General features: G+C 69.6%; 22 protein-coding genes. 18 read left to right on the forward strand and 4 right to left on the reverse strand.

Annotation, left to right across the window (positions count from 1 at the left end):
- From AB0411_RS24305 to AB0411_RS24320, 4 genes are all read left to right on the forward strand, one after another.
- The coding region (locus AB0411_RS24305) for a vitamin B12 dependent-methionine synthase activation domain-containing protein (RefSeq protein WP_366419401.1) at nt 1-509 on the forward strand (509 nt) is incomplete at its 5' end.
- 248 nt (nt 510-757) lie between these two features.
- The gene (locus AB0411_RS24310; RefSeq protein WP_366419402.1) at nt 758-1,471 is read left to right on the forward strand and encodes an HAD family hydrolase; all 714 of its coding nucleotides are present in this window, start codon (nt 758-760) and stop codon (nt 1,469-1,471) included.
- Nucleotides 1,472-1,834: 363 nt separating this feature from the next.
- Nucleotides 1,835-3,442, forward strand: a complete 1,608-nt coding sequence (locus AB0411_RS24315) for an ABC transporter substrate-binding protein (protein WP_366419403.1) — start codon at nt 1,835-1,837, stop codon at nt 3,440-3,442.
- A gap of 89 nt (nt 3,443-3,531) precedes the next feature.
- The gene (locus tag AB0411_RS24320) at nt 3,532-5,130 is read left to right on the forward strand and encodes an ABC transporter substrate-binding protein (RefSeq protein WP_366419404.1); all 1,599 of its coding nucleotides are present in this window, start codon (nt 3,532-3,534) and stop codon (nt 5,128-5,130) included.
- 103 nt (nt 5,131-5,233) lie between these two features.
- On the opposite strand, the gene AB0411_RS24325 is transcribed toward AB0411_RS24320, so the two are convergent.
- Nucleotides 5,234-5,905 (reverse strand): response regulator, encoded by a 672-nt coding sequence (locus AB0411_RS24325; protein WP_020929992.1) that lies wholly within the window; start codon nt 5,903-5,905, stop codon nt 5,234-5,236.
- A gap of 38 nt (nt 5,906-5,943) precedes the next feature.
- Nucleotides 5,944-6,909, reverse strand: a complete 966-nt coding sequence (locus tag AB0411_RS24330) for a RecB family exonuclease (RefSeq protein WP_366419405.1) — start codon at nt 6,907-6,909, stop codon at nt 5,944-5,946.
- Between the two features lie 173 nt (nt 6,910-7,082).
- Here AB0411_RS24330 and AB0411_RS24335 point away from each other — a divergent pair, with 173 nt between their 5' ends.
- The 3 genes from AB0411_RS24335 to AB0411_RS24345 all read left to right on the forward strand — a co-directional run bounded on the left by AB0411_RS24335 (nt 7,083) and on the right by AB0411_RS24345 (nt 10,158).
- Entirely contained in the window at nt 7,083-8,348 is a 1,266-nt protein-coding gene (locus AB0411_RS24335) for a site-2 protease family protein (protein WP_366419406.1), read from the forward strand.
- A 99-nt stretch (nt 8,349-8,447) separates the two neighbouring features.
- Nucleotides 8,448-9,374 (forward strand): tRNA (adenine-N1)-methyltransferase, encoded by a 927-nt coding sequence (locus tag AB0411_RS24340; protein ID WP_366419407.1) that lies wholly within the window; start codon nt 8,448-8,450, stop codon nt 9,372-9,374.
- Nucleotides 9,375-9,576: 202 nt separating this feature from the next.
- Nucleotides 9,577-10,158, forward strand: a complete 582-nt coding sequence (locus AB0411_RS24345) for a hypothetical protein (RefSeq protein WP_366419524.1) — start codon at nt 9,577-9,579, stop codon at nt 10,156-10,158.
- 46 nt (nt 10,159-10,204) lie between these two features.
- On the opposite strand, the gene AB0411_RS24350 is transcribed toward AB0411_RS24345, so the two are convergent.
- On the reverse strand, nt 10,205-10,498 hold the full coding sequence (locus AB0411_RS24350) for a ferredoxin (RefSeq protein WP_366419408.1): 294 nt from the start codon (nt 10,496-10,498) through the stop codon (nt 10,205-10,207).
- A gap of 249 nt (nt 10,499-10,747) precedes the next feature.
- Between AB0411_RS24350 and arc the strand changes: the two genes are divergently transcribed.
- The 6 genes from arc to prcA all read left to right on the forward strand — a co-directional run bounded on the left by arc (nt 10,748) and on the right by prcA (nt 16,920).
- Nucleotides 10,748-12,514: a proteasome ATPase gene (gene arc / locus AB0411_RS24355; RefSeq protein ID WP_366419409.1), complete on the forward strand. Its 1,767-nt coding sequence runs from the start codon at nt 10,748-10,750 to the stop codon at nt 12,512-12,514.
- Nucleotides 12,515-12,790: 276 nt separating this feature from the next.
- Nucleotides 12,791-14,302, forward strand: a complete 1,512-nt coding sequence (gene dop / locus AB0411_RS24360) for a depupylase/deamidase Dop (protein ID WP_086718561.1) — start codon at nt 12,791-12,793, stop codon at nt 14,300-14,302.
- Between the two features lie 189 nt (nt 14,303-14,491).
- The gene (locus AB0411_RS24365) at nt 14,492-14,710 is read left to right on the forward strand and encodes a ubiquitin-like protein Pup (protein ID WP_006607619.1); all 219 of its coding nucleotides are present in this window, start codon (nt 14,492-14,494) and stop codon (nt 14,708-14,710) included.
- Nucleotides 14,711-14,961: 251 nt separating this feature from the next.
- On the forward strand, nt 14,962-15,234 hold the full coding sequence (locus AB0411_RS24370; protein WP_366419410.1) for an endonuclease domain-containing protein: 273 nt from the start codon (nt 14,962-14,964) through the stop codon (nt 15,232-15,234).
- On the forward strand, nt 15,149-15,994 hold the full coding sequence (prcB, locus tag AB0411_RS24375; protein WP_366419411.1) for a proteasome subunit beta: 846 nt from the start codon (nt 15,149-15,151) through the stop codon (nt 15,992-15,994). The genes AB0411_RS24370 and prcB overlap by 86 nt, the downstream gene beginning before the upstream one ends.
- 68 nt (nt 15,995-16,062) lie before the next feature.
- Nucleotides 16,063-16,920: a proteasome subunit alpha gene (gene prcA, locus AB0411_RS24380; protein WP_366419412.1), complete on the forward strand. Its 858-nt coding sequence runs from the start codon at nt 16,063-16,065 to the stop codon at nt 16,918-16,920.
- Between the two features lie 43 nt (nt 16,921-16,963).
- Here the strand turns inward: prcA and AB0411_RS24385 are convergent, their stop codons facing one another.
- Nucleotides 16,964-18,040, reverse strand: coding sequence for a LacI family DNA-binding transcriptional regulator (locus tag AB0411_RS24385; protein ID WP_366419413.1), 1,077 nt, complete (start codon nt 18,038-18,040; stop codon nt 16,964-16,966).
- A 122-nt stretch (nt 18,041-18,162) separates the two neighbouring features.
- On the opposite strand from AB0411_RS24385, the gene AB0411_RS24390 reads away from it, so the two are divergent.
- The 5 genes from AB0411_RS24390 (at nt 18,163) to AB0411_RS24410 (ending at nt 23,524) form a co-directional block, all read left to right on the forward strand.
- Nucleotides 18,163-19,422 carry an MFS transporter gene (locus AB0411_RS24390; protein WP_366419414.1) on the forward strand — a complete coding sequence of 420 codons (1,260 nt, stop codon included), beginning with the start codon at nt 18,163-18,165 and terminating at the stop codon, nt 19,420-19,422.
- 9 nt (nt 19,423-19,431) lie between these two features.
- Complete coding sequence (pafA, locus tag AB0411_RS24395) at nt 19,432-20,793, forward strand: Pup--protein ligase (protein ID WP_366419415.1); 1,362 nt, start codon at nt 19,432-19,434, stop codon at nt 20,791-20,793.
- A 135-nt stretch (nt 20,794-20,928) separates the two neighbouring features.
- A complete protein-coding gene (locus AB0411_RS24400) occupies nt 20,929-21,918 on the forward strand; it encodes an FKBP-type peptidyl-prolyl cis-trans isomerase (RefSeq protein WP_366419416.1) in 990 nt (329 codons plus the stop codon).
- Nucleotides 21,919-21,986: 68 nt separating this feature from the next.
- Nucleotides 21,987-22,361 (forward strand): FKBP-type peptidyl-prolyl cis-trans isomerase, encoded by a 375-nt coding sequence (locus AB0411_RS24405; RefSeq protein ID WP_018087767.1) that lies wholly within the window; start codon nt 21,987-21,989, stop codon nt 22,359-22,361.
- Between the two features lie 194 nt (nt 22,362-22,555).
- Nucleotides 22,556-23,524 (forward strand): helix-turn-helix transcriptional regulator, encoded by a 969-nt coding sequence (locus AB0411_RS24410; protein ID WP_366419417.1) that lies wholly within the window; start codon nt 22,556-22,558, stop codon nt 23,522-23,524.
- The last annotated feature ends 14 nt before the right edge of the window (nt 23,525-23,538 follow it).

A 23,538-nucleotide genomic window follows, 5' to 3' on the forward strand; every position in this document is an offset into this window, starting at 1 on the left:
ACGGCACCGAGCGCACCCGCTTCACCTTCCCCCGCCAACGCCGCGGCCGCCGCCTGTGCCTGGCCGACTACTTCCGCCCCGAGGAGACCGGCGAGCAGGACGTCGTCGGCCTCCAGGTCGTCACCGTCGGCTCCCGGATCGGCGAGGAGACCGCCAAGCTCTTCGCCGCCAACTCCTACCGTGACTACCTCGAACTCCACGGCCTGTCCGTCCAGTTGGCCGAAGCCCTCGCCGAATACTGGCACGCCCGCGTCCGCGCCGAGCTCGGCTTCGCGGGGGAGGACCCGGCCGACGTCGAGGACATGTTCGCGCTCAAGTACCGCGGCGCGCGCTTCTCGCTGGGCTACGGCGCCTGCCCCGACCTGGAGGACCGCGCCAAGATCGCCGACCTGCTGCAGCCGGAGCGGATCGGCGTCGAACTCTCCGAGGAGTTCCAGCTGCACCCCGAGCAGTCCACCGACGCCATCGTCATCCACCACCCGGAAGCGAAGTACTTCAACGCGCGGTAGCGGGCTGCGCACCACCCGGGGCGGTCCCACGGCCGCCCCGGGCGCGGAGGTGACGCTCGGTGATGCCGGGTGAGCGGACGGGACGCGCCGGTGCACGTCCGCCAGGGGGCCCCTGACCTCGGTCACCACGCATTTCGGCGCGTACCGTCGTACACTTATCGGTCCGGTAGTGGCCGGTCGTTTCCCCAGCCGGGGATGGCGACCGGCCCTTTCGTCCCTTCGGGGACGTCGCACACGGAGGTGGATGGATGACCAGCAGCATCCCCGCAGTCGGCACCCGAACGGCCGAAGCCGCGACCCTCCAAGCCGTGTTCCTCGATCTGGACGGCACGCTCGTCGACACCGAGGGGTTCTGGTGGGAGGCGGAAGCGGAGGTCTTCGCCGAACTCGGCCACATCCTCGACGACACCCACCGCGAGGTCGTGGTCGGCGGCCCGATGACCCGCAGTGCCGGGTATCTGATTCAAGCCACCGGTGTCGACATCAGCCTGACCGAGCTCAGCGTGCTGCTGAACGCCGCCTTCCTGGCCCGGATCGGGCGCGGCGTCCCCCTGATGCCGGGCGCCCGCAGGCTGCTGGCCGAGCTGGCCGCCCATGACGTGCCGACGGCCCTGGTCTCCGCCTCCCACCGCGCCATCGTCGACCAGATGCTGCATTCGCTGGGCCCGGAGAACTTCCGGCTGACCCTGGCGGGCGACGACCTGGAGCGCACCAAACCGCACCCGGACCCGTATCTGACGGCCGCCGCGCGGCTGGGCGCCGACCCGGCGTGCTGCGCGGTCGTCGAGGACACCCTGACCGGTGTGACCGCGGGCGAGGCGGCGGGCTGCCCGGTCGTGGCGGTGCCGTCCGTGACGCCGATCCCGCCGGCCGCGGGCCGTACGGTCGTACCCTCGCTGGAAGAAGTCGATCTCCCATTTCTCCGAACGCTCATCACCGAAAGCCGTGGAGTCGTGCACTGAGCGTGTCCCGGAGAAAGACCCCCGGGACTGAGGGGAGCGGCCCGCTCATTTTCCGTGACGAATGCGCTGACTGAATTGTTGCTTCGCCATGACCCCTGGAATGCGTGACGTTTCTCACGTGCCGGGCCGTCGACAAGGGGGCCCATGGGTGTTCCAGGGGGTCCGGCAGGGGGTTTACGCGGGGGTAAGTGTCCGGATTGGTGGAGCAACGTGCGAATCGTTCCGCCGTCCGGATATCGATCACCCGCCCTTCGTTATCCGGGGCCCATAACGAAGCAACTCCTTTGTGTCTGAGCGCGGCTGGCCGTTCCTACTAATGTCGACGCGAGCAACACCTCTGCGCTGATAAGGAACCTGCCGACGATGAATCGCAAGACCCTGGTGCTGCCGGCGCTGGCCGGTCTCCTCGCCCCCGTCCTCGCCGCCTGTGGCAGCACGGACGGCGCGGGCGAAGGCGGCGATCCGATCGTCGTGGGCGTCTCCTCCGCGATCGAGGCGACCAAGGCGGCCCCCGCCCCGCTCGATCCTGCGCAGGCCTATGACGTCGACGCCTGGAACATGCTGCGCGGCACCCTCCAGACGCTGATGCGGCTGCCCAGGACCGGCAACGCGCCGGTGCCCGAGGCGGCCGAATCCTGCGGGTTCCGCGACACCCAGAACGAGCAGTACCGCTGCACCCTGCGCAGTGGCCTGAAGTTCTCCAACGGGCACGCCCTGACGGCACAGGACGTCAAGTTCTCCCTCGACCGCATGCGGACCATCAACAACACCAACGGTCCGGTGTCGCTGCTCGACGACATCGACAAGGTCGAGACGCCCAACGACAAGGAGGTGGTCTTCCACCTCCGCAAGCCGGACGCCACCTTCCCGCAGAAGCTCGCCACGCCCGCCGCGGCCATCGTCGACGGCGAGGTGTACCCCAAGGGCCGCCTCTACAGCGGCTTCGACGTGGTCGGCTCCGGCCCGTACACGCTGAAGACCGAGCGCAAGAACAACCGCATCACCAAGGCCACCTTCACCAAGAACCCCACCTACAAGGGCGGCGTGAAGGTGAAGAACGAAAAGGTCGAGATGCGCTTCTTCGCCGGCTCCAAGGACACGGAGCAGGCGCTGCGCAAGGGCGAGGTCGACCTGATGTACCGCGGCCTGTCGCCCGATCAGATCAAGGGCCTGGAGAACGCCCGCGACAAGCACATCATGCTCCAGGAGATGCCGGGCCAGGAGATCCGGTACCTGGCGTTCAACACCAAGGACCCGGCCGTCTCCAACAAGGCCGTGCGGAAGGCGATGGCGCAGATCGTCAACCGCTCGGAGCTGGTGCGTGACGTCTACGCCTACACCGGCGACCCGCTCTACTCGATGGTGCCCACCGGTCTCACCGGGCACATCAATTCGTTCTTCACCAAGTACGGGAACCCCAGCGCGGCCGCCGCCCGCAAGACGCTGCAGCAGGCGAACATCACCACACCGGTCAAGTTCACCCTCACGTACACCACGAACCACTACGGCTCCAGCACCGCCAAGGAAGTGCGCGCGCTGCAGACCCAGCTCAACAGCACCAAGCTGTTCGACGTGAAGACCAAGGGCGTCGACAGCTGGCAGCAGTTCCGGACCGACTCCCTGGACGGCAAGTACAGCGTCTACAACATGGGCTGGTACGCGGACATCCCGGACCCGGACAACTACATCGCGCCGTTCATCGGCAAGCAGAACTTCCTCGGCTCCCCGTACCGCAACGCCAAGATCGAGTCGCAGCTGATCCCGAACAGCCGGCAGCAGAGCGACCGCAACGCCGCCGGGGCGAACTTCAAGCAGGCGCAGGACATCATCGCCGACGATGTGCCGCTCCTCCCGCTGTGGCAGGGCAAGCAGTACGTCGTCGCGCGCGACGACGTCACCGGCATCGAGTGGGCGCTCAACTCCTCCTCGTCGTTGCAGATCTGGGAGCTCGGCCGCGGCGTCGCGGACTGAGCCGGCCGAGCCGACCGATGCAGCACCCACCCGCCGCGGCCTCCCCGTCGCGGCTCGACAGGCACCACCCAGAACGTGAGGACCGTTTAGTGAGGAAGCGTGACCAGTGGCTGGCCGCCCCGATCGGAGCGGGGCTGGCCACAGCCCTGCTCGCGGTCGCCGGGTGCGGCACGGACGACTCGGGGGCGGCCGGTACCGGCGAGCCCGTGGTCATGGGAATGACGGACAAGGTGCAGTCCACCGACCCGGCATCCGGCTACGAGCCGGGGTCATGGCTGCTGTTCAACAACGTCTTCCAGTCCCTGCTGAGCTTCCCCAAGGGAAGCACCACCCCCGAGCCGGAGGCCGCCGAACGCTGCGGCTTCACCGACGGCGACAGCAAGGTCTACCGCTGCACCCTCAAGGACGGCCTGAAGTTCAGCAACGGTGACGCGCTGACCTCCAAGGACGTCAAGTACTCCTTCGACCGCACCCGGCGCATCAAGGACGCAAACGGCCCCGCCGTGATGTTCTCCGCGCTCGACTCGGTCGAGGCGCCGGACGCCAAGACCGTGGTCTTCCGGCTGAAGTCGCCCGACGCGACCTTCCCGATGAAGATAGCCTCGGGCGCCGGCTCGATCGTCGACCACGCCGAGTACCCCGCCGACCGGCTGCGCACCGACGGCAAGGCCACCGGCTCCGGCGTCTACACCCTCAAGGAGTACAGCTCCCAGAAGGCCGTCTTCGGGGTCAACGGCTCGTACAAGGGTCCGGCCAAGGTCAAGAACTCCGGGATGACCGTGAAGTTCTTCAACCGCCCCGACAAGCTCAAGACGGCCGTCGAGAAGGGCGACGTCGATGTCGCCTACCGCGGTCTGTCCATGAAGGACATCGCGGCACTGGACAACGCCTCGCTGAAGCAGCAGCACGGCACCCAGGTCGTGGAGGGCGCCAGCGCCGAGGTCATGCACCTGGTCTTCAACCTCAAGGACCCGGTCGCCGGCAAGCTGGGCGTCCGCAAGGCGATCGCCTACCTCCTGGACCGCTCGACCCTGGTCCGGGACGTCTACCAGCGCACCGCGGTGCCGCTGTACTCGATCGTCCCGGCCGGCATCACCGGCCACAGCACCTCCTTCTTCAACACCTACGGCGACCGCCCGAAGCCCGGCAAGGCGAAGGACGCGCTGCGCTCCGCCGGCTTCAACGGCAAGGTGCCGCTCACGCTGTGGGCCACCCCCGACCGCTTCGGCCCCGGCACCGTCCCGGCCTTCGAGGAGATCGCCCAACAGCTCAACGCCAGCGGCCTGTTCGACGCCAAGGTGCGCACCCTGCCCACCAAGCAGTACGAGGACGGCGTGGCCGCCGGCCGGTTCGGCGTCTACGTCAAGGGCTGGATCCCCGACTATCCGGACCCCGACAACTTCACCGCGCCGTTCTTCGGCAGGGACAGCGTGGTGTCCAACCACTACAGCTCGCCCACCATCACCGGACAGCTGCTGCCCAAGACGGCCGACCAGCCGGACCGGGGCGCCACCAAGTCCGAGTTCCGGGAGCTGCAGGACATCGTCGCGCAGGACGTGCCGATGATCCCGATCTGGCAGGGCAAGCAGTACGCCGTGGCCCGCGACGGCGTCTCCGGCCTGGAATGGACCCTGGACCCCTCGACCGTCTTCCGTTTCTGGGAGATCAGCAAGTCGTCCGAGGCCTGACCGGACCTGTCACACGACGGCGGGGCCGGCCCGGGAGGAATCTCCCCGGGCCGGCCCCGCCGTCGTCGTTGTGCCGGGCCGCCGGCACCCGGACCCGCCGGCGCTACTGCGCGCCGGGGCGCACCAGACCGCTCTCGTACGCGTACACCGCCGCCTGCACCCGGTCGCGCAGCCCCAGCTTCGTCAGCACATGGCCCACATGGGTCTTCACCGTCGTCTCGCTCACGAACAGGTCCGCGGCGATCTCCGCGTTCGACAGCCCGCGCGCCACCAGCTTCAGCACCTCCACCTCGCGTTCGGTGAGGGTGTGCAGCGTGTCGGGAACCGGCTCCTCGCCCGAGGGCAGATGCCCGGCGTACTTGTCCAGCAGCCGCCGGGTGATGCTCGGCGCGAGCATCGCCTCGCCGCCCGCCACCACCCGGATCGCCTGCACCAGTTCATTGGCCGGCGCGTCCTTGAGCAGGAAGCCGCTCGCCCCCGCCCGCAGCGCCTCGACGACGTACTCGTCCAGATCGAACGTCGTCAGCACCAGCACCTTCGCCGGGCCGTCCTTCGCCGGCCCGGTGATCTGCCGGGTCGCCTCGACACCGTCCATCCGGGGCATCCGGATGTCCATCAGCACCACATCGGGCTGCAACGCGCGCACCTGCTCCAGCGCCTGCAGCCCGTCGCCGGCCTCCCCGACGACCGCCAGGTCCTGCTCCGCCTCCAGAATCATCCGGAATCCCGTACGCAGCAGGGGCTGGTCGTCGACCAGCAGGACGCGGATGGCCACGAGCTCTCCTTTGATAGGCCTGTCCGGGCGATCAGCGCCTAGATTTCCCCCATTCTGCCCTGCGGCACCACTCCGCCGTCCGCCGGGCGGACCTGGAGCGGATACACCGGGGGAGTGCCGCCGAATTCCGGACAGTGCGCCTGGTGGTCGCACCAGCCGCACAGCTTCGTCGGCCGCGGCCGCCAGTCGCCGGTCTCCGTCGCCAGCCGGATCGCCTCCCACAGCGCCAGCAACTTCCGCTCCACGGCCCGCAGATCGGCCTCACCCGGGTCGTACGTCACCACATCGCCGCTGCCCAGGTAGACCAGCTGCAGCCGCCGCGGCACCACACCGCGCAGCCGCCACACCACCAGCGCATAGAACTTCATCTGGAACAGCGCGCCCTCGGCGAACTGCGGCCGCGGCGCCTTGCCGGTCTTGTAGTCGACGATCCGCACTTCGCCGGTCGGCGCGACATCCACCCGGTCGATGAACCCCCGCAGCCGCAGCCCCGAGTCCAGCACCGTCTCGACGTAGAGCTCACGGTCGGCCGGCTCCAGCCGCGTCGGATCCTCCAGCGAGAACCACCGCTCCACCAGCGCCTCGGCCTCCGCCAGCCACTGCGCCAGCCGCTCGCCCTCCGCGTCGTCCGCGAAGAGCTCCGCCAGCTCCGGCCGCTTGGCCAGCAGCTTCTCCCACTCGCCCGGCACCATCGCCCGCGCCCCGACGGCCGTACGCTCCGCCGCCGGAGCGTCGAAGAGCCGCTCCAGCACCGCATGCACGACCGTGCCGCGGGTCGCCGCCGCGCTGGGCTTCTCGGGCAGCCTGTCGATCACCCGGAAGCGGTACAGCAGCGGACACTGCATGAAATCGCTCGCCCGCGACGGCGAGAGCGCCACCGGTGGCCGCGGCTGCTCCGCGTCCCGCTCCTGCGTCCCGGCAGCCGCCGCGTCCGCGGGCTGCGCGCCCGCCCCGGCTTCCCCGCCCTGTGTGCCCGCCCCGGCCTGCTCCGTGCTCCATCCCATGCCACAAAACCCTACGGCCCGCCACTGACAGGCGCGGACGGCTCACCCCCCGGGGCCCCGCAGCGGATGGGGCCGGGGCACTCCGCATACCATCGACCATGAACCCCTGCGCCCTGCATGATCGAGACATCAGGCCGAGCAGGGGCGAATGCCGTATTCGATGAGGGGACGCCGTGGACGAGAGCGGGAAGTCGCAGGACCCCGAGGAGTCCGTGCGGCCCCAGCCGCCCGAGCCGCCCGAGCACCGCAACGAGCCCAGGACGCCCGCGCCGGGCAGGAAGAAGGGCAGCGGGGGCGGCATCCTGATGGGCCGTCCCTTCGGTGTGCCCGTCTACGTCGCCCCCAGCTGGTTCCTCGTCGCCGCCCTGATCACCTGGGTCTTCGGCGGCCAGCTGGAGCGGGTGCTGCCCGAGCTCGGCGCCGCCCGCTACCTCGTCTCGCTCTTCTTCGCGGTCGCCTTCTACGCCTCGGTGCTCGTCCACGAACTGGCCCACACCGTCGCCGCGCTCCGCTTCAAGCTCCCCGTCCGGCGCATCCAGCTCCAGTTCTTCGGCGGCGTCTCGGAGATCGAGAAGGAGACCGAGACCCCGGGCAGGGAGTTCGTCCTCGCCTTCGTCGGCCCGCTGCTCTCCCTCGTCCTCGCCGGGGCCTTCTACGCCGGTATGCAGCTGGTCGAGCCCGGCACCGTCCCGGGCGTCCTGCTCGCCGGCCTGATGATCTCCAACCTGATCGTCGCGGTCTTCAACCTGCTGCCCGGCCTCCCGCTGGACGGCGGCCGGATGCTGCGCGCCATCGTCTGGAAGATCACCGGCAGGCCCATGAGCGGCACCGTCGCCGCCGCCTGGGTCGGCCGCGCGCTCGCCGTCACCGTCCTCATCGGCCTGCCGCTGCTCACCCACACCGGCGTTCTCGGCACCACCCGCCCCGAGATCGGCGGCGCCGACTCGCTCACCGACGCCCTGCTCGCCGCGATCCTCGCCGCCATCATCTGGACCGGCGCCGGCAACAGCCTGCGCATGGCCCGCCTGCGCGAACGGCTCCCCGACCTCACCGCCCGCACCCTGACCCGGCGCGCCGTCCCCGTGGAGACCGGCACCCCGCTCTCCGAGGCGCTGCGCCGGGCCAACGACGCCGGCGCCCGCGCCCTGGTCGTCGTCGACACCCAGGGCGCCCCCACCGCTCTCGTCCGGGAGGCCGCCATCGTCGGCGTCCCCGACCACCGCCGCCCCTGGGTCGCCGTCGGCACCCTCGCCCAGGACCTCAAGGACGGCATGCGGGTCTCCGCCGAACTCGCCGGTGAGGACCTCCTGGAGTACCTGCGCGCCACCCCCGCCACGGAGTACCTCGTCGTCGAGGAGACCGGCGAGATCTACGGCGTGCTGTCCACCGCCGACGTCGAGCGGGCCTTCGTCTCCGCCATGGCCCGCAAGGCCGCTTGAGGGCTCGGTCCGCCTCTAGGAGCGCGGAACCCGGTGTCGGCTCACTCGCCCCCGGCCCCACTGGTCGGCGGCGTCCCAACGGGCCGGTAGGCTGGTCACATGTCCGAACCGACCGGTGCCGCCCGTCGTCGCGGGCCCTTCAAGGTCGGGGACCAGGTCCAGCTCACCGACCCCAAGGGACGCCACTACACCTTCACGCTCGAAGAGGGCAAGAGCTTCCACACCCACAAGGGAGCCTTCCCCCACGACGAGCTGATCGGTGCTCCCGAGGGCAGTGTTGTCCGTACCACCGGGAACGTCGCCTACCTCGCGCTGCGCCCGCTGCTCCCCGACTATGTCCTGTCCATGCCCCGCGGTGCCGCCGTGGTCTACCCCAAGGACGCGGGGCAGATCCTGGCGATGGCCGACATCTTCCCCGGCGCCCGCGTCGTCGAGGCCGGTGTGGGCTCCGGCTCGCTCAGCAGCTTCCTGCTGCGCGCCATCGGCGACGACGGCATGCTGCACTCCTACGAGCGCCGCGCCGACTTCGCCGAGATCGCCACGCAGAACGTCGAGCGCTACTTCGGCGGCCCGCACCCCGCGTGGACGCTCACCGTCGGTGACCTGCAGGACAACCTCTCCGACACCGACGTCGACCGCGTCATCCTCGACATGCTCGCCCCCTGGGAGTGCCTGGAGGCCGTCTCCAAGGCCCTGGTCCCCGGCGGCATCCTCTGTGCCTACGTCGCGACGACCACGCAGATGGCCCGCACCGTCGAGGCGATCCGCGAGCACGGCACCTTCAACGAGCCGTCGGCCTGGGAGACCATGGTCCGCACCTGGCACGTCGAGGGCCTCGCCGTCCGCCCGGACCACCGCATGATCGGTCACACCGGCTTCCTGCTGACCGCCCGCCGCCTCGCCGACGGCGTCGAGCCCCCGCTGCGCCGCCGCCGTCCCGCCAAGGGGGCCTACGGCGACGACTACACGGGGCCGGGCAAGGACCAGGCGGCGGCCTCCGGAGGCACCTCCGCCGAGCGCGGCTGACCGCCCGGATCCGGCCACCGAACCACCTGGCGCCGCCGACGAGTTCCCCAGCGGGGACCGCCGGCGGCGCCCCGTCGTTTCCCCCACCGGATCTGCACGGAAAACTCCGGCCCGGCCGGTTCCTTGCCGCACCCTCCTGTGGAACGATGCTGGGCACTCCCACCGGTACAGCACTTCACAGGAGTTACCCCGCGTGCAGCCCATGGCAGGCCAGGACCTCTTGCACACCCAGCCGCGCCCCATGCACTGGCTCGCCACCGCCACTGCCGTCTCGGCGGTCGTGGCGGCCGCCTCCTTCCTCCAGCCCCCCGACGCCAAGGCCACGACCTCCCGCGATGCCGCTGCCGGCGCCCGCCCCGTGGCGGCCGCCGCCCCCGACCCGGGCCGGGTGACGTTCCCGGTGGACTGCGGACCCAACCGCCTCGACGTGGTGAAGAAGGTCTCCGGCGACCTCGACGGCGACGGGACGCTCGAGACCGTCGCGGCGGTCCGCTGCCACAGCGGGACCGGCACGCCGCCCAGCGGCGTCTACGTCCTCGCCCAGCCCCGCGACGCCAAGGCCGCGCCGCGGATCGTGGCGACACTCCTCGCGCCCGCCCGGCAGCGCAGCGTCCAAACCCTCGCTGTCAAGGATGGCGCGATCTCGGCGGCCCTCCTGGGCTACTCCACGCTCGACGTCCCGCGCTGCTGCCCGGACGTGCACCAGAGCCTCAAGTGGCAATGGCGCGGCGGGAAGTTCGTTCAGAGCGAACTCCCCGCCGCCATGGGCACCCAGAGTCTGTGATCTGTCACATGATGTGGCCGGCCCGGTGCGTTCCGCGCCGCGCCGGCTACTCCGCGTCCGGGCCGTAGACCTCGACCATGTCCTTGACACGGCGGACGTGGATGCAGTCCCCGGGGCACTCCTTCGCGGAATCCCGGACGTCATCGAGCAGCTTCAGCGGGACGGGGGTTGTCGCCCCCTTGTCCTGCAGCAGCTCGTCCTCGCTGCTCTTCACATACGCCAGCCCGTCGATGTCGAGCTCGAAGACCTCCGGCGCATACTGCGCACAGATGCCGTCCCCGGTGCACAGATCCTGGTCGATCCACACTTCCAGCTCTGGGGCTTCGTCCTGCGCGGTCATCTCGCCTGCCGTTCCTGCGTACGTGAACCGTTTTTGTCTAAGTGGCGCCAGCCCTGACGGGTGTTGACCGACTCGACGATACAACCGCTCGCTTTCCGATGTTGTTGGGTGGGTATTCCCTTGGCGTGAGGACGTGCGCAAGGGTGAAGATCGGACACGCCCCGACAGTCTTTTCGATCTAGGGGTTTCAACCTGCACCGGCCCAGGTAGGGTCAGGAAGCGTCCAGCTCCTTGGAGGAGGTGAGGACCGTGGCAGCCCACGACGACGACATCAACCGCGGCATCCGGCCGGGGCGGGGGTCTGAAGATCCCGCCGGCCAGGTTGCCTATCTCGAGCAGGAGATCGCCGTCCTGCGACGCAAGCTCGCCGACTCTCCGCGGCACACGAGGATTCTCGAAGAGCGGATCGTCGAGCTGCAGACCAACCTGGCCGGCGTCTCGGCGCAGAACGAGCGTCTCGCCAATACTCTCCGCGAGGCCCGCGACCAGATCGTCGCGCTCAAGGAGGAGGTCGACCGGCTCGCACAGCCGCCGGCCGGCTTCGGTGTCTTCCTGCAGGCGAACGAGGACGACACGGTCGACATTTTCACCGGAGGCAGAAAGCTCCGGGTGAATGTCAGCCCCAGCGTGGAGACGGGGGACCTCAGGCGCGGCCAGGAGGTCATGCTCAACGAGGCGCTCAACGTGGTCGAGGCCATGAAGTACGAGAGCGCCGGCGACATCGTCACCCTCAAGGAGATCCTGGAGGACGGCGAGCGCGCCCTGGTGATCGGGCACACCGACGAGGAACGGGTGGTGAGGCTCGCCGAGCCGCTGCTGGACACCACCATCCGCCCCGGCGACGCCCTGCTCCTCGAGCCCCGCTCCGGCTACGTCTACGAAGTCATCCCGAAGAGCGAGGTCGAGGAACTCGTCCTCGAAGAGGTCCCGGACATCGACTACACCAAGATCGGCGGTCTGGGCGGCCAGATCGAACTGATCCGGGACGCGGTCGAGCTTCCGTACCTCTACCCCGACCTCTTCAAGGAGCACGAACTCCGCCCGCCCAAGGGTGTCTTGCTCTACGGCCCGCCGGGCTGCGGCAAGACCCTCATCGCCAAGGCGGTCGCCAACTCCCTTGCCAAGAAGGTCGCCGAGGTGACCGGGCAGCCCGCGGGGAAGAGCTTCTTCCTCAACATCAAGGGCCCCGAGCTGCTCAACAAGTACGTCGGCGAGACGGAGCGGCACATCCGGCTGGTCTTCCAGCGCGCCAGGGAGAAGGCGAGCGAGGGCACGCCCGTCATCGTCTTCTTCGACGAGATGGACTCCCTCTTCCGCACCCGGGGATCCGGCGTCAGCTCGGACGTGGAGAACACCATCGTCCCCCAGCTGCTCTCCGAGATCGACGGTGTCGAGGGCCTGGAAAACGTGATCGTGATCGGTGCCTCCAACCGCGAGGACATGATCGACCCGGCGATCCTGCGCCCCGGCCGCCTCGACGTCAAGATCAAGATCGAGCGCCCGGACGCGGAGGCCGCCAAGGACATCTTCTCGAAGTACCTCACGGAAAATCTTCCGCTGCACTCCGACGATCTCGCCGAACACGGCGACTCGCGGAAGGCCGCAGTGAGCGGAATGATTCAATCCGTCGTCGAGCAGATGTACGCGGAATCCGAGGAAAACCGGTTCCTGGAGGTCACCTATGCCAATGGTGACAAGGAAGTCCTCTACTTCAAGGACTTCAACTCCGGCGCGATGATCGAAAACATCGTGGGACGCGCAAAGAAGATGGCCATCAAGGCCTTCCTCGAACACAATCAGAAGGGGCTTCGCGTCTCCCATCTCCTCCAGGCATGCGTGGACGAGTTCAAGGAGAACGAGGACCTGCCCAACACCACCAACCCGGACGACTGGGCCCGTATCTCCGGCAAGAAGGGCGAGCGGATCGTATACATCCGTACGCTCGTCACCGGAAAGCAGGGCGCGGACACCGGTCGCTCCATCGACACGGTGGCGAATACCGGCCAATACCTGTAACACCGCTCTCCGGCTGCGGATGTCCTGCACGGGGCGTCCGCAGCCGGACGCTTTTCCGGGGGCGCCAGAACCGCACCCCATAAGGGCGCGGTGGACCAGGGAAAACCGGACTGGAGCAATGACTGTAATGATCTCCCCAGCGCCGCAGAGGCGTTCTAGGCTCGTCGGTACCGCTGCGTCACGCTGTGCGGGCGGGGGGCACGCACACGGACCGGAACCGCAGCGGTACTTGAGCGCCGACCCCATCCGGGGGCGCCGCCGGGCAAGGAGGGCCGCATGACCGTACGGCGAGTAATGGGAATCGAGACGGAGTACGGGATCTCCGTCCCCGGTCACCCGAACGCCAATGCCATGCTCACCTCGTCCCAGGTCGTCAACGCCTACGCGGCCGCGATGCACCGGGCACGCCGTGCCCGCTGGGACTTCGAGGAGGAGAACCCGCTGCGGGACGCCCGCGGCTTCGACCTCGCACGCGAGAACGCGGACGCCAGCCAGCTCACGGACGAGGACATCGGCCTGGCGAACGTGATCCTCACCAATGGCGCCAGGCTCTACGTCGACCATGCCCACCCCGAATACAGCGCCCCCGAGGTCACCAATCCGCGGGACGCGGTGCTGTGGGACAAGGCCGGCGAGCGGATCATGGCCGAGGCGGCCGAACGGGCCGCCCAGGTCCCCGGCGCCCAGCCGATCCACCTCTACAAGAACAACACCGACAACAAGGGCGCCTCCTACGGGACGCACGAGAACTACCTGATGAAGCGGGAGACCCCCTTCTCGGACATCGTGCGGCACCTGACGCCGTTCTTCGTCTCCCGGCAGGTGGTCACCGGCGCCGGCCGGGTCGGCATCGGCCAGGACGGGCACGAGCACGGCTTCCAGCTCAGCCAGCGCGCCGACTACTTCGAGGTGGAGGTCGGGCTGGAGACGACGCTCAAACGGCCCATCATCAACACCCGCGACGAACCGCACGCGGACGCGGAGAAGTACCGCAGGCTCCACGTGATCATCGGGGACGCCAACCTCTCCGAGATCTCGACGTACCTGAAGCTGGGCACCACCTCTCTGGTGCTCTCCATGATCGAGGACGGCTTCATCGCCGTCGACCTGGCCGTCGACCAGCCCGTCCGCACCCTCCACCAGGTCTCGCACGACCCCACTCTGCAACACCTGATCACGCTCCGCAGCGGCCGCACGCTCACCGGGGTACAGCTCCAGATGGAGTACTTCGAGCTGGCCCGCAAGTACGTCGAGGACCGCTACGGAGCGGATGCGGACGAGCAGACCAAGGACGTCCTGACCCGGTGGGAGGACGTGCTCGGCCGGCTGGAGAACGACCCGATGAGCCTGTCCGGCGAGCTGGACTGGGTCGCCAAGCGCGAGCTGATGGAGGGCTACCGGCGCCGTGACGGCCTGGAGTGGGACGCCGCCCGGCTGCACCTCATCGACCTGCAGTACGCCGACGTGCGGCCCGAGAAGGGGCTGTACAACCGTCTGGCGGCCCGCGGCAAGATGAAGCGCCTCCTGGACGAGTCCCAGGTCGAGCGGGCCGAGCAGAAGCCTCCAGAGGACACCAGGGCCTACTTCCGCGGCCGCTGCCTGGAGCAGTACGCGGACGACGTCGCGGCCGCCTCATGGGATTCGGTCATCTTCGACCTGCCCGGACGTGACTCCCTGCAACGGGTGCCCACGCTGGAGCCGCTGCGGGGGACCCGGAAACACGTCAAGGAGCTCCTCGACCGCTGCCGTACTGCGGAAGAGCTGGTGAGGACGCTGTCCGGCCGCTGAGCTTCGGCAGGTGCACGACAGAATTCCTCAAGATCCACAGCCGATCCGCGGCTGAAATCGTCGCGGTGCGGGAATCATCGAGGTGACTCCCGGGCGTTGCAGCAACTGCAGGGCCGATGTCGGACCCTGCTTGTAGGGTCGGATCTTGAAGGTCACATCGAGCGGGGCGAACCGAGCGGGGTGAGGGACATGGCGACCAAGGACAGCGGCGGCGGACAGGCGAAGGCCACGCGTTCCACCGAAGAGGTCGAGGAGCAGACACAGGACGCGCAGGCCTCCGAAGACCTCAAGGAACGCCAGGAGAAGTTGTCGGACGACGTCGATTCCGTCCTGGACGAAATCGACGACGTGCTCGAGGAGAACGCGGAAGACTTTGTGCGGTCCTTTGTCCAGAAGGGCGGACAGTAGAGGCCGGACGGGCACGGTCGGCACGGGGGACGGAAAGGCGCTCCGCGCTCCGAGCGGGCGCTGCCGACCGCGGCATTCTCCGGTAGCACGTCGACAGGAAACGGCCTTCAGGCGTATGGCCGGGAGTGCTCCGCAGAGCACTCCCGGCAGTCCCGGCGGCCGGGGCGGGCCGGCCGCCGGGAACGTCGCTCCGGGGAGCCGAGCGGTGTCCGCAGTGTCGTGAAGCGCCGTTCTGGCCCCACCGCGGCGCGATGACCAAGGGGCGGTCCGGTATCCGCCCGATCCGTCCCGAGCCAGGTCCCGGGCATGTGGATCACGACGACGATACGGGTAAGGTCCGAGACGTACTGTGCTCCAACTGCAACTCGGCACTCGGCAAGTTGAGGGATGTACCCCCGACGCCCTGCGCCGGGCCATCGCATATCTGGAAGGAATCGTGTGGAAGCCAATACTCGAAGCACCGGGCGTCTACCAGCTGCCTTCCTGACGCCCGGATCCTCGTCCTTCATGGATTTCCTCGGTGAGCACTCGCCCGCCCTGCTGCCGGGCAACCGCCCGTTGCCGCCGGTGCAGGGTGCCATCGAGGCGCCGCACGGCACGACGATCGTTGCCGCGGCGTTCCCCGGAGGCGTGGTGCTCGCCGGCGACCGGCGGGCGACCATGGGCAATGTCATCGCGCAGCGTGATATCGAGAAGGTTTTCCCGGCCGACGAGTATTCGGCGGTCGGCATCGCGGGCACGGCGGGCCTCGCGGTGGAGATGGTCAAGCTCTTCCAGCTGGAGCTGGAGCACTTCGAGAAGGTCGAGGGTGCCCAACTCTCCTTGGAGGGCAAGGCGAATCGTCTGTCGACGATGATTCGCAGCAATCTGGGGATGGCCATGCAGGGCCTGGCCGTGGTGCCGTTGTTCGCCGGATACGACCTCGACCGCGAGAAGGGCCGCATCTTCTCGTACGACGTGACCGGCGGGCGGTCGGAGGAGCACGGTTACGCGGCGACGGGTTCCGGCTCGGTCTTCGCGCGCAGTGCCCTGAAGAAGCTCTTCCGGGAAGATTTCACGGAGGATCAGGCCGCCACCGCCGTCATCCAGGCGCTCTATGACGCGGCCGACGACGATTCCGCGACCGGCGGGCCCGATCTGGGGCGCAGGATCTACCCCATCGTCACGGTGATCACCGAGGACGGCTTCAGGAAGCTCACCGAGGACGAGGTCTCCGAGATCGCCCGTGCCGTGCACGAGCGCCGCCTCGAACAGCCCGACGGCCCGCGCGCCGCGCTGCTCTGACGGGACGGATGTTCCCCATGCTCCCCCAGCTACCGAGAGAGCTTTTGACAGGAAGGGACGGATAGCCGGTGTCGACGCCGTTCTATGTCTCACCCCAGCAGGCCATGGCGGACCGCGCCGAGTACGCCCGCAAGGGCATCGCGCGCGGCCGGAGTGTCGTGGTGCTGCAGTACACCGACGGCGTGGTCTTCGTCGCCGAGAATCCCTCCCGCGCCCTGCACAAGGTCAGCGAGATCTACGACCGGATCGCGTTCGCCGCGGTCGGCAAGTACAACGAGTTCGAGAATCTGCGGATCGGCGGTGTGCGCTACGCCGATCTGCGGGGCTACACCTACGACCGTGAGGACGTGACCGCGCGGGGCCTGGCGAACGTCTACGCCCAGACGCTCGGCACGATCTTCTCCAGCGCCGCCGAGAAGCCCTACGAGGTCGAGCTGATCGTCGCCGAGGTCGGCGCGGCCCCCGAGGACGACCAGATCTACCGGCTGCCGCACGACGGCTCGATCGTCGACGAGCACGGCTCGGTGGCGGTCGGCGGCAATGCGGACCAGATCAGCAGCTATCTCGACCAGCGCCACCGCGACGGCATGACGCTGGCCGAGGCGCTCAAGCTGGCGGTGGAGTCCCTGTCGCGGGACAACAACGGCGGTGAGCGCCGGCTGACCGCCGAGCAGCTGGAGGTCGCGACCCTGGACCGCACCCGCCCCCAGCAGCGCAAGTTCAAGCGGATCCTGGGGCGGCAGCTGTCCCGGCTGCTGGACGAGAGCGGCGGGGCGGACGCCGGGGACGCGGCGGCCGACGCCGGCGCCGGGGAGTCCGGGGCCACCGGCGGCAAGGGCGCCAAGGACAGCGGAAGCAAGGACAACGGCAAAAAGGGCACGGGCCCGGCGGGCGAGGACGGCTCCGAAGGGGAGCCCCTGCTCTGACGTACCGCCGAGGGCCTAAGCGCCCCGGTCGCGCCCCGGTGGGTCACTGCCCGCCGGGGCGCGCGGCGTTGTCGGGGGCGTCCGCGGGCGGTGCGGTGGAGCCCCGGGTGACCAGGTCGACCGGCAGGGTGGGCGCCTGGGCCGGGCGGCCGTCGAGCACGCTCATCAGCGCCCGCATCCCGGCCTCGCCGAACTCCTCGGCGGGCAGGCGTACGGTCGTCAGCTCCGGTTCGACGGCGACGGCCAGGGCCAGGTCGTCGAAGCCGGTGACGGAGACGTCCTCGGGGATCCGCAGGCCCAGCCGGCGCACGGCCTTGCAGGCGCCGGCGGCGATGATGTCGTCGTCGCACAGCAGGGCCGTGGGGCGGGGGCCGGGGGCGGTCAGTGCGGCGTGCGCGGCGTGCAGCCCGGCGTCGACGGCGAGGGCGGCCGGCTGCCGGCGCAGCCGGGCCCCGGGGATGTGCTCCAGGGCCTCGCTGACGGCACGGGCGCGCAGCGCGAAGGTCCAGGAGTCCACGTCGGCCGCGAGGTGGGTGATGCGGCGGTGGCCGAGGGCCGTCAGATGGGTGGTCAACCGGCGTACGCCGTCGGCGATGTCGAGGTTGACGGTGGCGGTGGCCCGGTCGTCGGCGGGGTCGCTGTCCAGCATGACCAGCGGCAGGTCCGCGTCGCGGAGCGCGGTGAGGGCCTCGGCGGCCATGGACGAGGCGATCACGCCGTCCAGGGTGGCCGCGGCGGAGTCGAAGGGGTCGCGGGCCGGGCCGATGCCCTCGGGGGAGGGGTAGAGGACCACCCCGAAGCCGTGGTCGGCGGCGACCCGGGCCGCGCCGGTGTAGACCCGGGCGAAGAACTCGGTGGTCAGGGCGGGGACGACCAGGAGCGCGGTGCGGGTGCGGCCCATCCGCAGGCTGCGGGCGGCGAGGTTGGGGCGGTAGCCCAGCTCCCGGGCGGCGGTACGGACGGCTTCGGCCTTGGCGGGGGAGACCCGGCCGCGCCATTTGTCGCCCAGGACGAGCGAGACGGCGGCCTGGGAGACCCCGGCGGCGCGGGCCACGTCCCGGCTGGTCGTGCGGACGGCGGCCGGATGCCGGCCGGCTGCGGCGGTCTCGTTGCTGGTCACCGGGTGCTTCGCTCCTCGCGTGCGGCCGTTGCGGGGTGGACTGGGGGTGAGGCTCATGGTACGTATAACGACGGCAGTTATACGTAACACGTCCGGCCGGACCGGACGGGAAAGGGGCAGGGATGGCCGCGGGATATGCGGAGCTGCTCAGAACCCGGCACGCGGCCCGGCTCCTGACGGGGACGCTGGTCGGCAGGCTGCCGAACGCCACGGCGGCGCTGGCCGTCGTCCTCTTCGTACGCGCCGAGGGCGGCAGCTACGCCCTGGCCGGCGCGCTCTCCGCCGTCTACGGCGTCTGCAACGCCCTCGGCCAGCCGCTGCTGGGCCGGGCGGTGGACCTCTACGGCCAGCCGCGGGTGATGCTGCCCGCCTCGGTGCTCTCCGCGCTCGGGATGGCGCTGCTCGCGGGCGTCGGCCTGGACGTGCTGTGGCTCGCCTACGCCGCCATGGTGATCGCCGGTTTCTTCACCCCGCCCCTGGAGGGCGGCCTGCGGGCACTGTGGCCCGGGGTCCTCCAGCGCGCCGACCGGGTGCACGCCGCCTATGCGCTGGACGCGGTGGCGCAGGAAGTCATGTTCGCGGTGGGACCGTTGCTGGTGACGCTGTGCGTGGCGGCCTGGTCCGAAGGGGTCGCCCTGCTGGTGATCAACTTGCTGGGGGTGCTCGGGGCGCTCTCCGTGGTCGTCTCCGAGCCGTCCCGGCGGTGGCGCAGCGGGCCGCGTGAGGCGCACTGGCTGGGGGCGCTGCGCTCGGCCGGGATGTTGGTGCTGATCGGGGCGTTCCTCTTCGTGGGACTGGCGCTGGGGTCGATCGCGGTCGCCGCGGTGGCGTACGCCGACGAGCACGGCGGCGGGATGGTCTCCAGCCTGCTGCTGTCCGCGCTGGGGGTCGGTGCGCTGATCGGGGGGCTCGGCTACGGCGCACGCGAGTGGCCGGGACGGCCGGAGAGCAGGCTGCGGCTGCTGGTCACGCTGCTGGCGCTGGGCTATCTGCCGCTGGTGCTGGTGCCGGGGGTGGCCGGGATGACGGTCTTGACGGGTGTCGCGGGGGTGTTCCTGGCGCCGGTGCTGGCCTGTGCGTTCGTGGTGGTGGACCGTCATGCGCCGCGGGGCACGGTGACGGAGGCGTTCTCCTGGCTGGTGACCACGTTCGGTGTCGGCTCGGCGGTGGGTGCGTCCGTGGTGGGACCGGCCGTGGAGGGCGGTGGCGCGGTGGCGGGATTCGCGGTCGCCGGGGCCGGCGGGCTCGCCGCGCTGCTCGTCCTTTTGTCGACGAAGCGATTTCTCGGGGATCCCGTGCCGCGCCCGCCAGGTGCGGCTCCGGCGGAAAATGATCGAAACGGGACCGTCGAACCCGGTTTCAGAGCAGGCCGTCAGGCGTAATGTTCAGTCATGGACCGCCGCATTTTCGGGCTGGAGAACGAGTACGGCGTCACGTGCACGTTCAGGGGACAGCGCCGACTGTCGCCTGACGAAGTGGCGCGGTACCTCTTCCGCCGTGTCGTGTCATGGGGCCGCAGCAGCAATGTCTTCCTGCGGAACGGTGCCCGCCTGTACTTGGACGTGGGTTCGCACCCGGAATATGCAACTCCCGAGTGCGACAACGTGACCGAGCTGGTCACGCACGACAAGTCCGGCGAGCGCATTCTCGAGGGCCTGCTCGTCGACGCCGAGCGCCGCCTGCATGAGGAGGGAATCGCGGGCGACGTCTATCTCTTCAAGAACAACACCGATTCGGCGGGAAACTCCTACGGGTGTCACGAGAATTATCTCGTCGCCCGTCATGGTGAGTTCTCCCGGCTCGCGGACATCCTCATTCCGTTCCTCGTCACCCGTCAGCTGCTGTGCGGCGCGGGCAAGGTGCTGCAGACGCCGCGGGGCGCCGTCTACTGCGTCAGCCAGCGTGCGGAGCACATCTGGGAGGGCGTCTCCTCGGCGACGACCCGTTCCCGGCCGATCATCAACACCCGCGACGAACCGCATGCCGACGCCGAGCGCTACCGCCGGCTGCATGTCATCGTCGGCGACTCCAACATGTCCGAGACGACCATGATGCTGAAGGTCGGGGCCACCGACCTCGTGCTGCGCATGATCGAGGCGGGCACGGTCATGCGCGACCTGACGCTGGAGAACCCGATCCGGGCCATCCGTGAGGTCAGTCACGACATCACCGGCCAGCGCAAGGTGCGGCTGGCCAGCGGGCGCGAGGCCTCGGCGCTGGAGGTCCAGCAGGAGTACTACGAGAAGGCCGTGGACTTCTGCGACCGCCGCGGCATCCGTACGGGCACCGTCGAGCGGGTCCTGGAGCTGTGGGGCCGTACGCTCGAGGCGATCCGGGACGAGCAGCTCGACCGCATCTCCACCGAGATCGACTGGGTGATGAAACATCAGCTCATCGAGCGGTATCGCACCAAGAACAACATCACCATGTCCCACCCCCGGGTGGCGCAGATAGACCTCGCGTACCACGACATCCACCGCCGGCGGGGGCTCTACTACCTCCTGGAGCGCAAGGGGCAAGCGGCGCGGATCTGCAACGACTTGAAGATCTTCGAGGGCAAGTCGGTGCCGCCGCAGACCACGCGGGCCAGGCTGCGCGGTGACTTCATCCGCCGTGCGCAGGAACAGCGCCGTGATTTCACGGTGGACTGGGTACACCTCAAGTTGAACGACCAGGCGCAGCGGACGGTCCTGTGCAAGGACCCCTTCCGGTCGGTGGACGACCGGGTGGAGAAGCTGATCGCAGGTATGTGACCCGCGGGGAATGCGGAAATGTGCCGGGAGTGGAAGCTCCCGGCACATTGCCGTGTTGTGCCGGGAAACGTGCGGGGGGTCAGGTCGTAGAGTGGCGGGCATTGCCCACCCACCCCACGAGCCCGAGTTGGTCGAATGAACCTCACGAAGAACACCCGTCGCGCCGCTGCCGCTGCGCTGACCGTGCCCGTCCTGCTGTTCACCGCCGCCTGCGGGTCCGACAACGGCGAGGGCGCGTCGGGCGATGCCGTCGTCAAGGTCGAGGGCAAGACAGGGGCGCAGCCCAAGATCACGGTGCCGAAGGGCGCCAAGCCGTCCGACAAGGCCGTCACCAAGACCCTCGTCCAGGGCAAGGGCGCCACGGTCAAGAAGGGCGATGTGGTCCGGCTGGACTTCACCGCGAAGTCGATGAAGGGCCAGAACCTCGGCAGCAGCTGGACGCCGCAGCCCGGCGCCAAGCCGGGCGGCCCGCGCACCCAGGTCGTCGGTGAGGTCTCCGACCAGCCGACCCAGCAGATGCTGCCGCCGAAGGTGATGTCCGCAGTCACCGGGCAGAAGGTCGGCAGCCGCTTCGAGGTCGAGGGCACCGCCAAGGCGCTGATCGGTGCGGGCCTGAACCCGCAGTCCGGCATCAAGCCGCAGGACGGCCTGGTGTGGGTCGTCGACGTGGTCGGTGCCAAGAAGGTCGACAAGAAGGCCCAGGCCGAGGGCGAGCAGGCGTCGCCGGAGAGCGGGATGCCCGAGGTGAAGGCCGCGGACGAGAAGGCCGCGAAGATCACCATCCCCAAGGGGGAGAAGGCACCCAAGGACCTCAAGGAGCAGGTCCTGATCCACGGCAAGGGCCCCGAGGTGAAGGCGGGCCAGGGCCTGATCGCGCAGTACACCGGTGTGAAGTGGGAGGACGGCAAGAAGTTCGACTCCTCCTGGGACCACGGTGGCGCGACCGCCTTCCAGATCGGCACCGGCAGCGTGGTCCAGGGCTGGGACAAGGCGCTGGTCGGCAAGCGTGTCGGTGACCGGGTGGAGATCGTGATCCCGCCGAAGCTGGCCTACGGCAGCAACCCGCAGAGCGGGCTGGACAAGAACACCCTGGTCTTCGTGGTCGACATCGTCGGCACGGTCTGACAGCGGCCCCGGCAAGATCTGCAAGACTGGCCCGGTAATCGTAAAGATTCGTAAGTAGGAGCACATTCGTGAGCATCGACAAGCCCGAGATCGACTTTCCTGAGGGCCCGGCTCCCACCGAGCTCGAGATCGTGGACCTGACGGAGGGCGACGGGCCGGTCGCCAAGGCCGGGGACACCGTCTCCGTCCACTACGTCGGCGTGTCGTTCAGCACCGGCGAGGAGTTCGACGCGAGCTGGAACCGCGGCAAGCCGCTGCAGTTCCAGCTGGGCGCCGGCCAGGTCATCGCCGGCTGGGACCAGGGCGTGCAGGGCATGAAGGTCGGCGGCCGCCGCCGGCTGACCATCCCCGCGCACCTCGCGTACGGCGACCGCGGCGCCGGCGGCGGCCGGATCGCCCCGGGCGAGACGCTGATCTTCGTCTGCGACCTGGTCTCCGTCTGAGACCGCTGACGGCCGCCGCCGGCGGCCGCTGCTGACGCAGCCGAGGGCCCGTGCCGGGCAGGCACGGGCCCTCGTGCGTCTGCGTCCCGGTCTCGCGGGCGGAGAAGGGGGCCGCAGCCCGCCCGTCCGGCTTTTGCCCTGACCTCCCCGAGCGGTACGGTCAACGATCGGGAGTTCAACGAGAAAGGGCGTCGATGGCCATTGCCAAGGCCGAGCGGCTGATGAATCTGGCGCTGTGCCTGCTGGGGACGCGACGCCCGCTGACCAAGCGTGAGCTGAGGTCGTCCATCGAGGCCTATATCGAGGCCGGCGCCGACGACGCGTTCAACCGCATGTTCGAGCGCGACAAGGACGACCTGCGCGAGCTCGGCCTGGTCATCGAGACCGTCGAGGGCATCGAGGGCGACATCGGCTACCTCGCCCGCCGCGACAGCAACCGCCTGCCCCCGATCACCCTGGACGCCGAGGAGGCCGCGGCCCTCGGGCTCGCCGCCAAGATCTGGCAACAGGCCCGGCTGGCCGGCGCCGCCAGCGGCGCCCTCCAGAAGCTGCGCGCGGCCGGGATGCCGCTGGCCGGGGACGGTACGGACTACGACGCCGGGCAGCCGCACAGCGCCCTGGAACCCCGGATCCCCGCCCACGAGGCCGCCTTCGAGCCGCTGATGCTGGCCTGCCGCGACCGCCGGCCGGTCGTCTTCGACTACCGCAAGTCCAACGCCGCCCGCCCCGAGCAGCGGCAGGTCGAACCGTGGATCCTCGAATGCTGGCGGGGCCACTGGTACGTCGCCGGCTGGGACCGCGAGCGCCAGGCCGAGCGGGTCTTCCGGCTCTCCCGGATCACCGGCAAGGTCCGCTCCCGCCAAGGGGCGTTCACCGCGCCGGTGCCCGACCACGTCACCGTCCGCGAGACCGTCGAGAGCTGGGCCGGCGAGACCGCGACCGGCACCGCCAGGATCCGGCTCCGCGCCGAGCACGGCTATCCGCTGCGGGCCCGCGCCCTCACCGTCCGCGAGCTGGGCGACGGCTGGGACGAGCTGGAGATCCCCAACGGCCACGGCCTCGACGCCTGGCTGGTGGAGTTCGGGCCCGATGTGGTCGTACTGGAACCCGCCGAGCTGCGCGCCGAGGTCATCGACCGGCTGCGCGCCGTGGCCAAGGGCTGAGAGGAACACGAGAC

The sequence above is a fragment of the Streptomyces angustmyceticus genome (assembly GCF_040701845.1).
Classification (GTDB): Bacteria; Actinomycetota; Actinomycetes; order Streptomycetales; family Streptomycetaceae; genus Streptomyces; species Streptomyces angustmyceticus_A.

Excerpts from the sequence above, each read along its gene's own strand:
- AB0411_RS24310 (WP_366419402.1), top strand. The coding sequence starts at position 758 with ATGACCAGCAGCATCCCCGCAGTCGGCACCCGAACGGCCGAAGCCGCG.
- AB0411_RS24315 (WP_366419403.1), top strand. The coding sequence starts at position 1,835 with ATGAATCGCAAGACCCTGGTGCTGCCGGCGCTGGCCGGTCTCCTCGCC.
- AB0411_RS24330 (WP_366419405.1), bottom strand. The coding sequence starts at position 6,909 with ATGGGATGGAGCACGGAGCAGGCCGGGGCGGGCACACAGGGCGGGGAA.
- AB0411_RS24340 (WP_366419407.1), top strand. The coding sequence starts at position 8,448 with ATGTCCGAACCGACCGGTGCCGCCCGTCGTCGCGGGCCCTTCAAGGTC.
- AB0411_RS24345 (WP_366419524.1), top strand. The coding sequence starts at position 9,577 with ATGGCAGGCCAGGACCTCTTGCACACCCAGCCGCGCCCCATGCACTGG.
- AB0411_RS24350 (WP_366419408.1), bottom strand. The coding sequence starts at position 10,498 with ATGACCGCGCAGGACGAAGCCCCAGAGCTGGAAGTGTGGATCGACCAG.
- dop (WP_086718561.1), top strand. The coding sequence starts at position 12,791 with ATGACCGTACGGCGAGTAATGGGAATCGAGACGGAGTACGGGATCTCC.
- AB0411_RS24365 (WP_006607619.1), top strand. The coding sequence starts at position 14,492 with ATGGCGACCAAGGACAGCGGCGGCGGACAGGCGAAGGCCACGCGTTCC.
- AB0411_RS24370 (WP_366419410.1), top strand. The coding sequence starts at position 14,962 with ATGACCAAGGGGCGGTCCGGTATCCGCCCGATCCGTCCCGAGCCAGGT.
- AB0411_RS24390 (WP_366419414.1), top strand. The coding sequence starts at position 18,163 with ATGGCCGCGGGATATGCGGAGCTGCTCAGAACCCGGCACGCGGCCCGG.
- pafA (WP_366419415.1), top strand. The coding sequence starts at position 19,432 with ATGGACCGCCGCATTTTCGGGCTGGAGAACGAGTACGGCGTCACGTGC.
- AB0411_RS24400 (WP_366419416.1), top strand. The coding sequence starts at position 20,929 with ATGAACCTCACGAAGAACACCCGTCGCGCCGCTGCCGCTGCGCTGACC.
- AB0411_RS24410 (WP_366419417.1), top strand. The coding sequence starts at position 22,556 with ATGGCCATTGCCAAGGCCGAGCGGCTGATGAATCTGGCGCTGTGCCTG.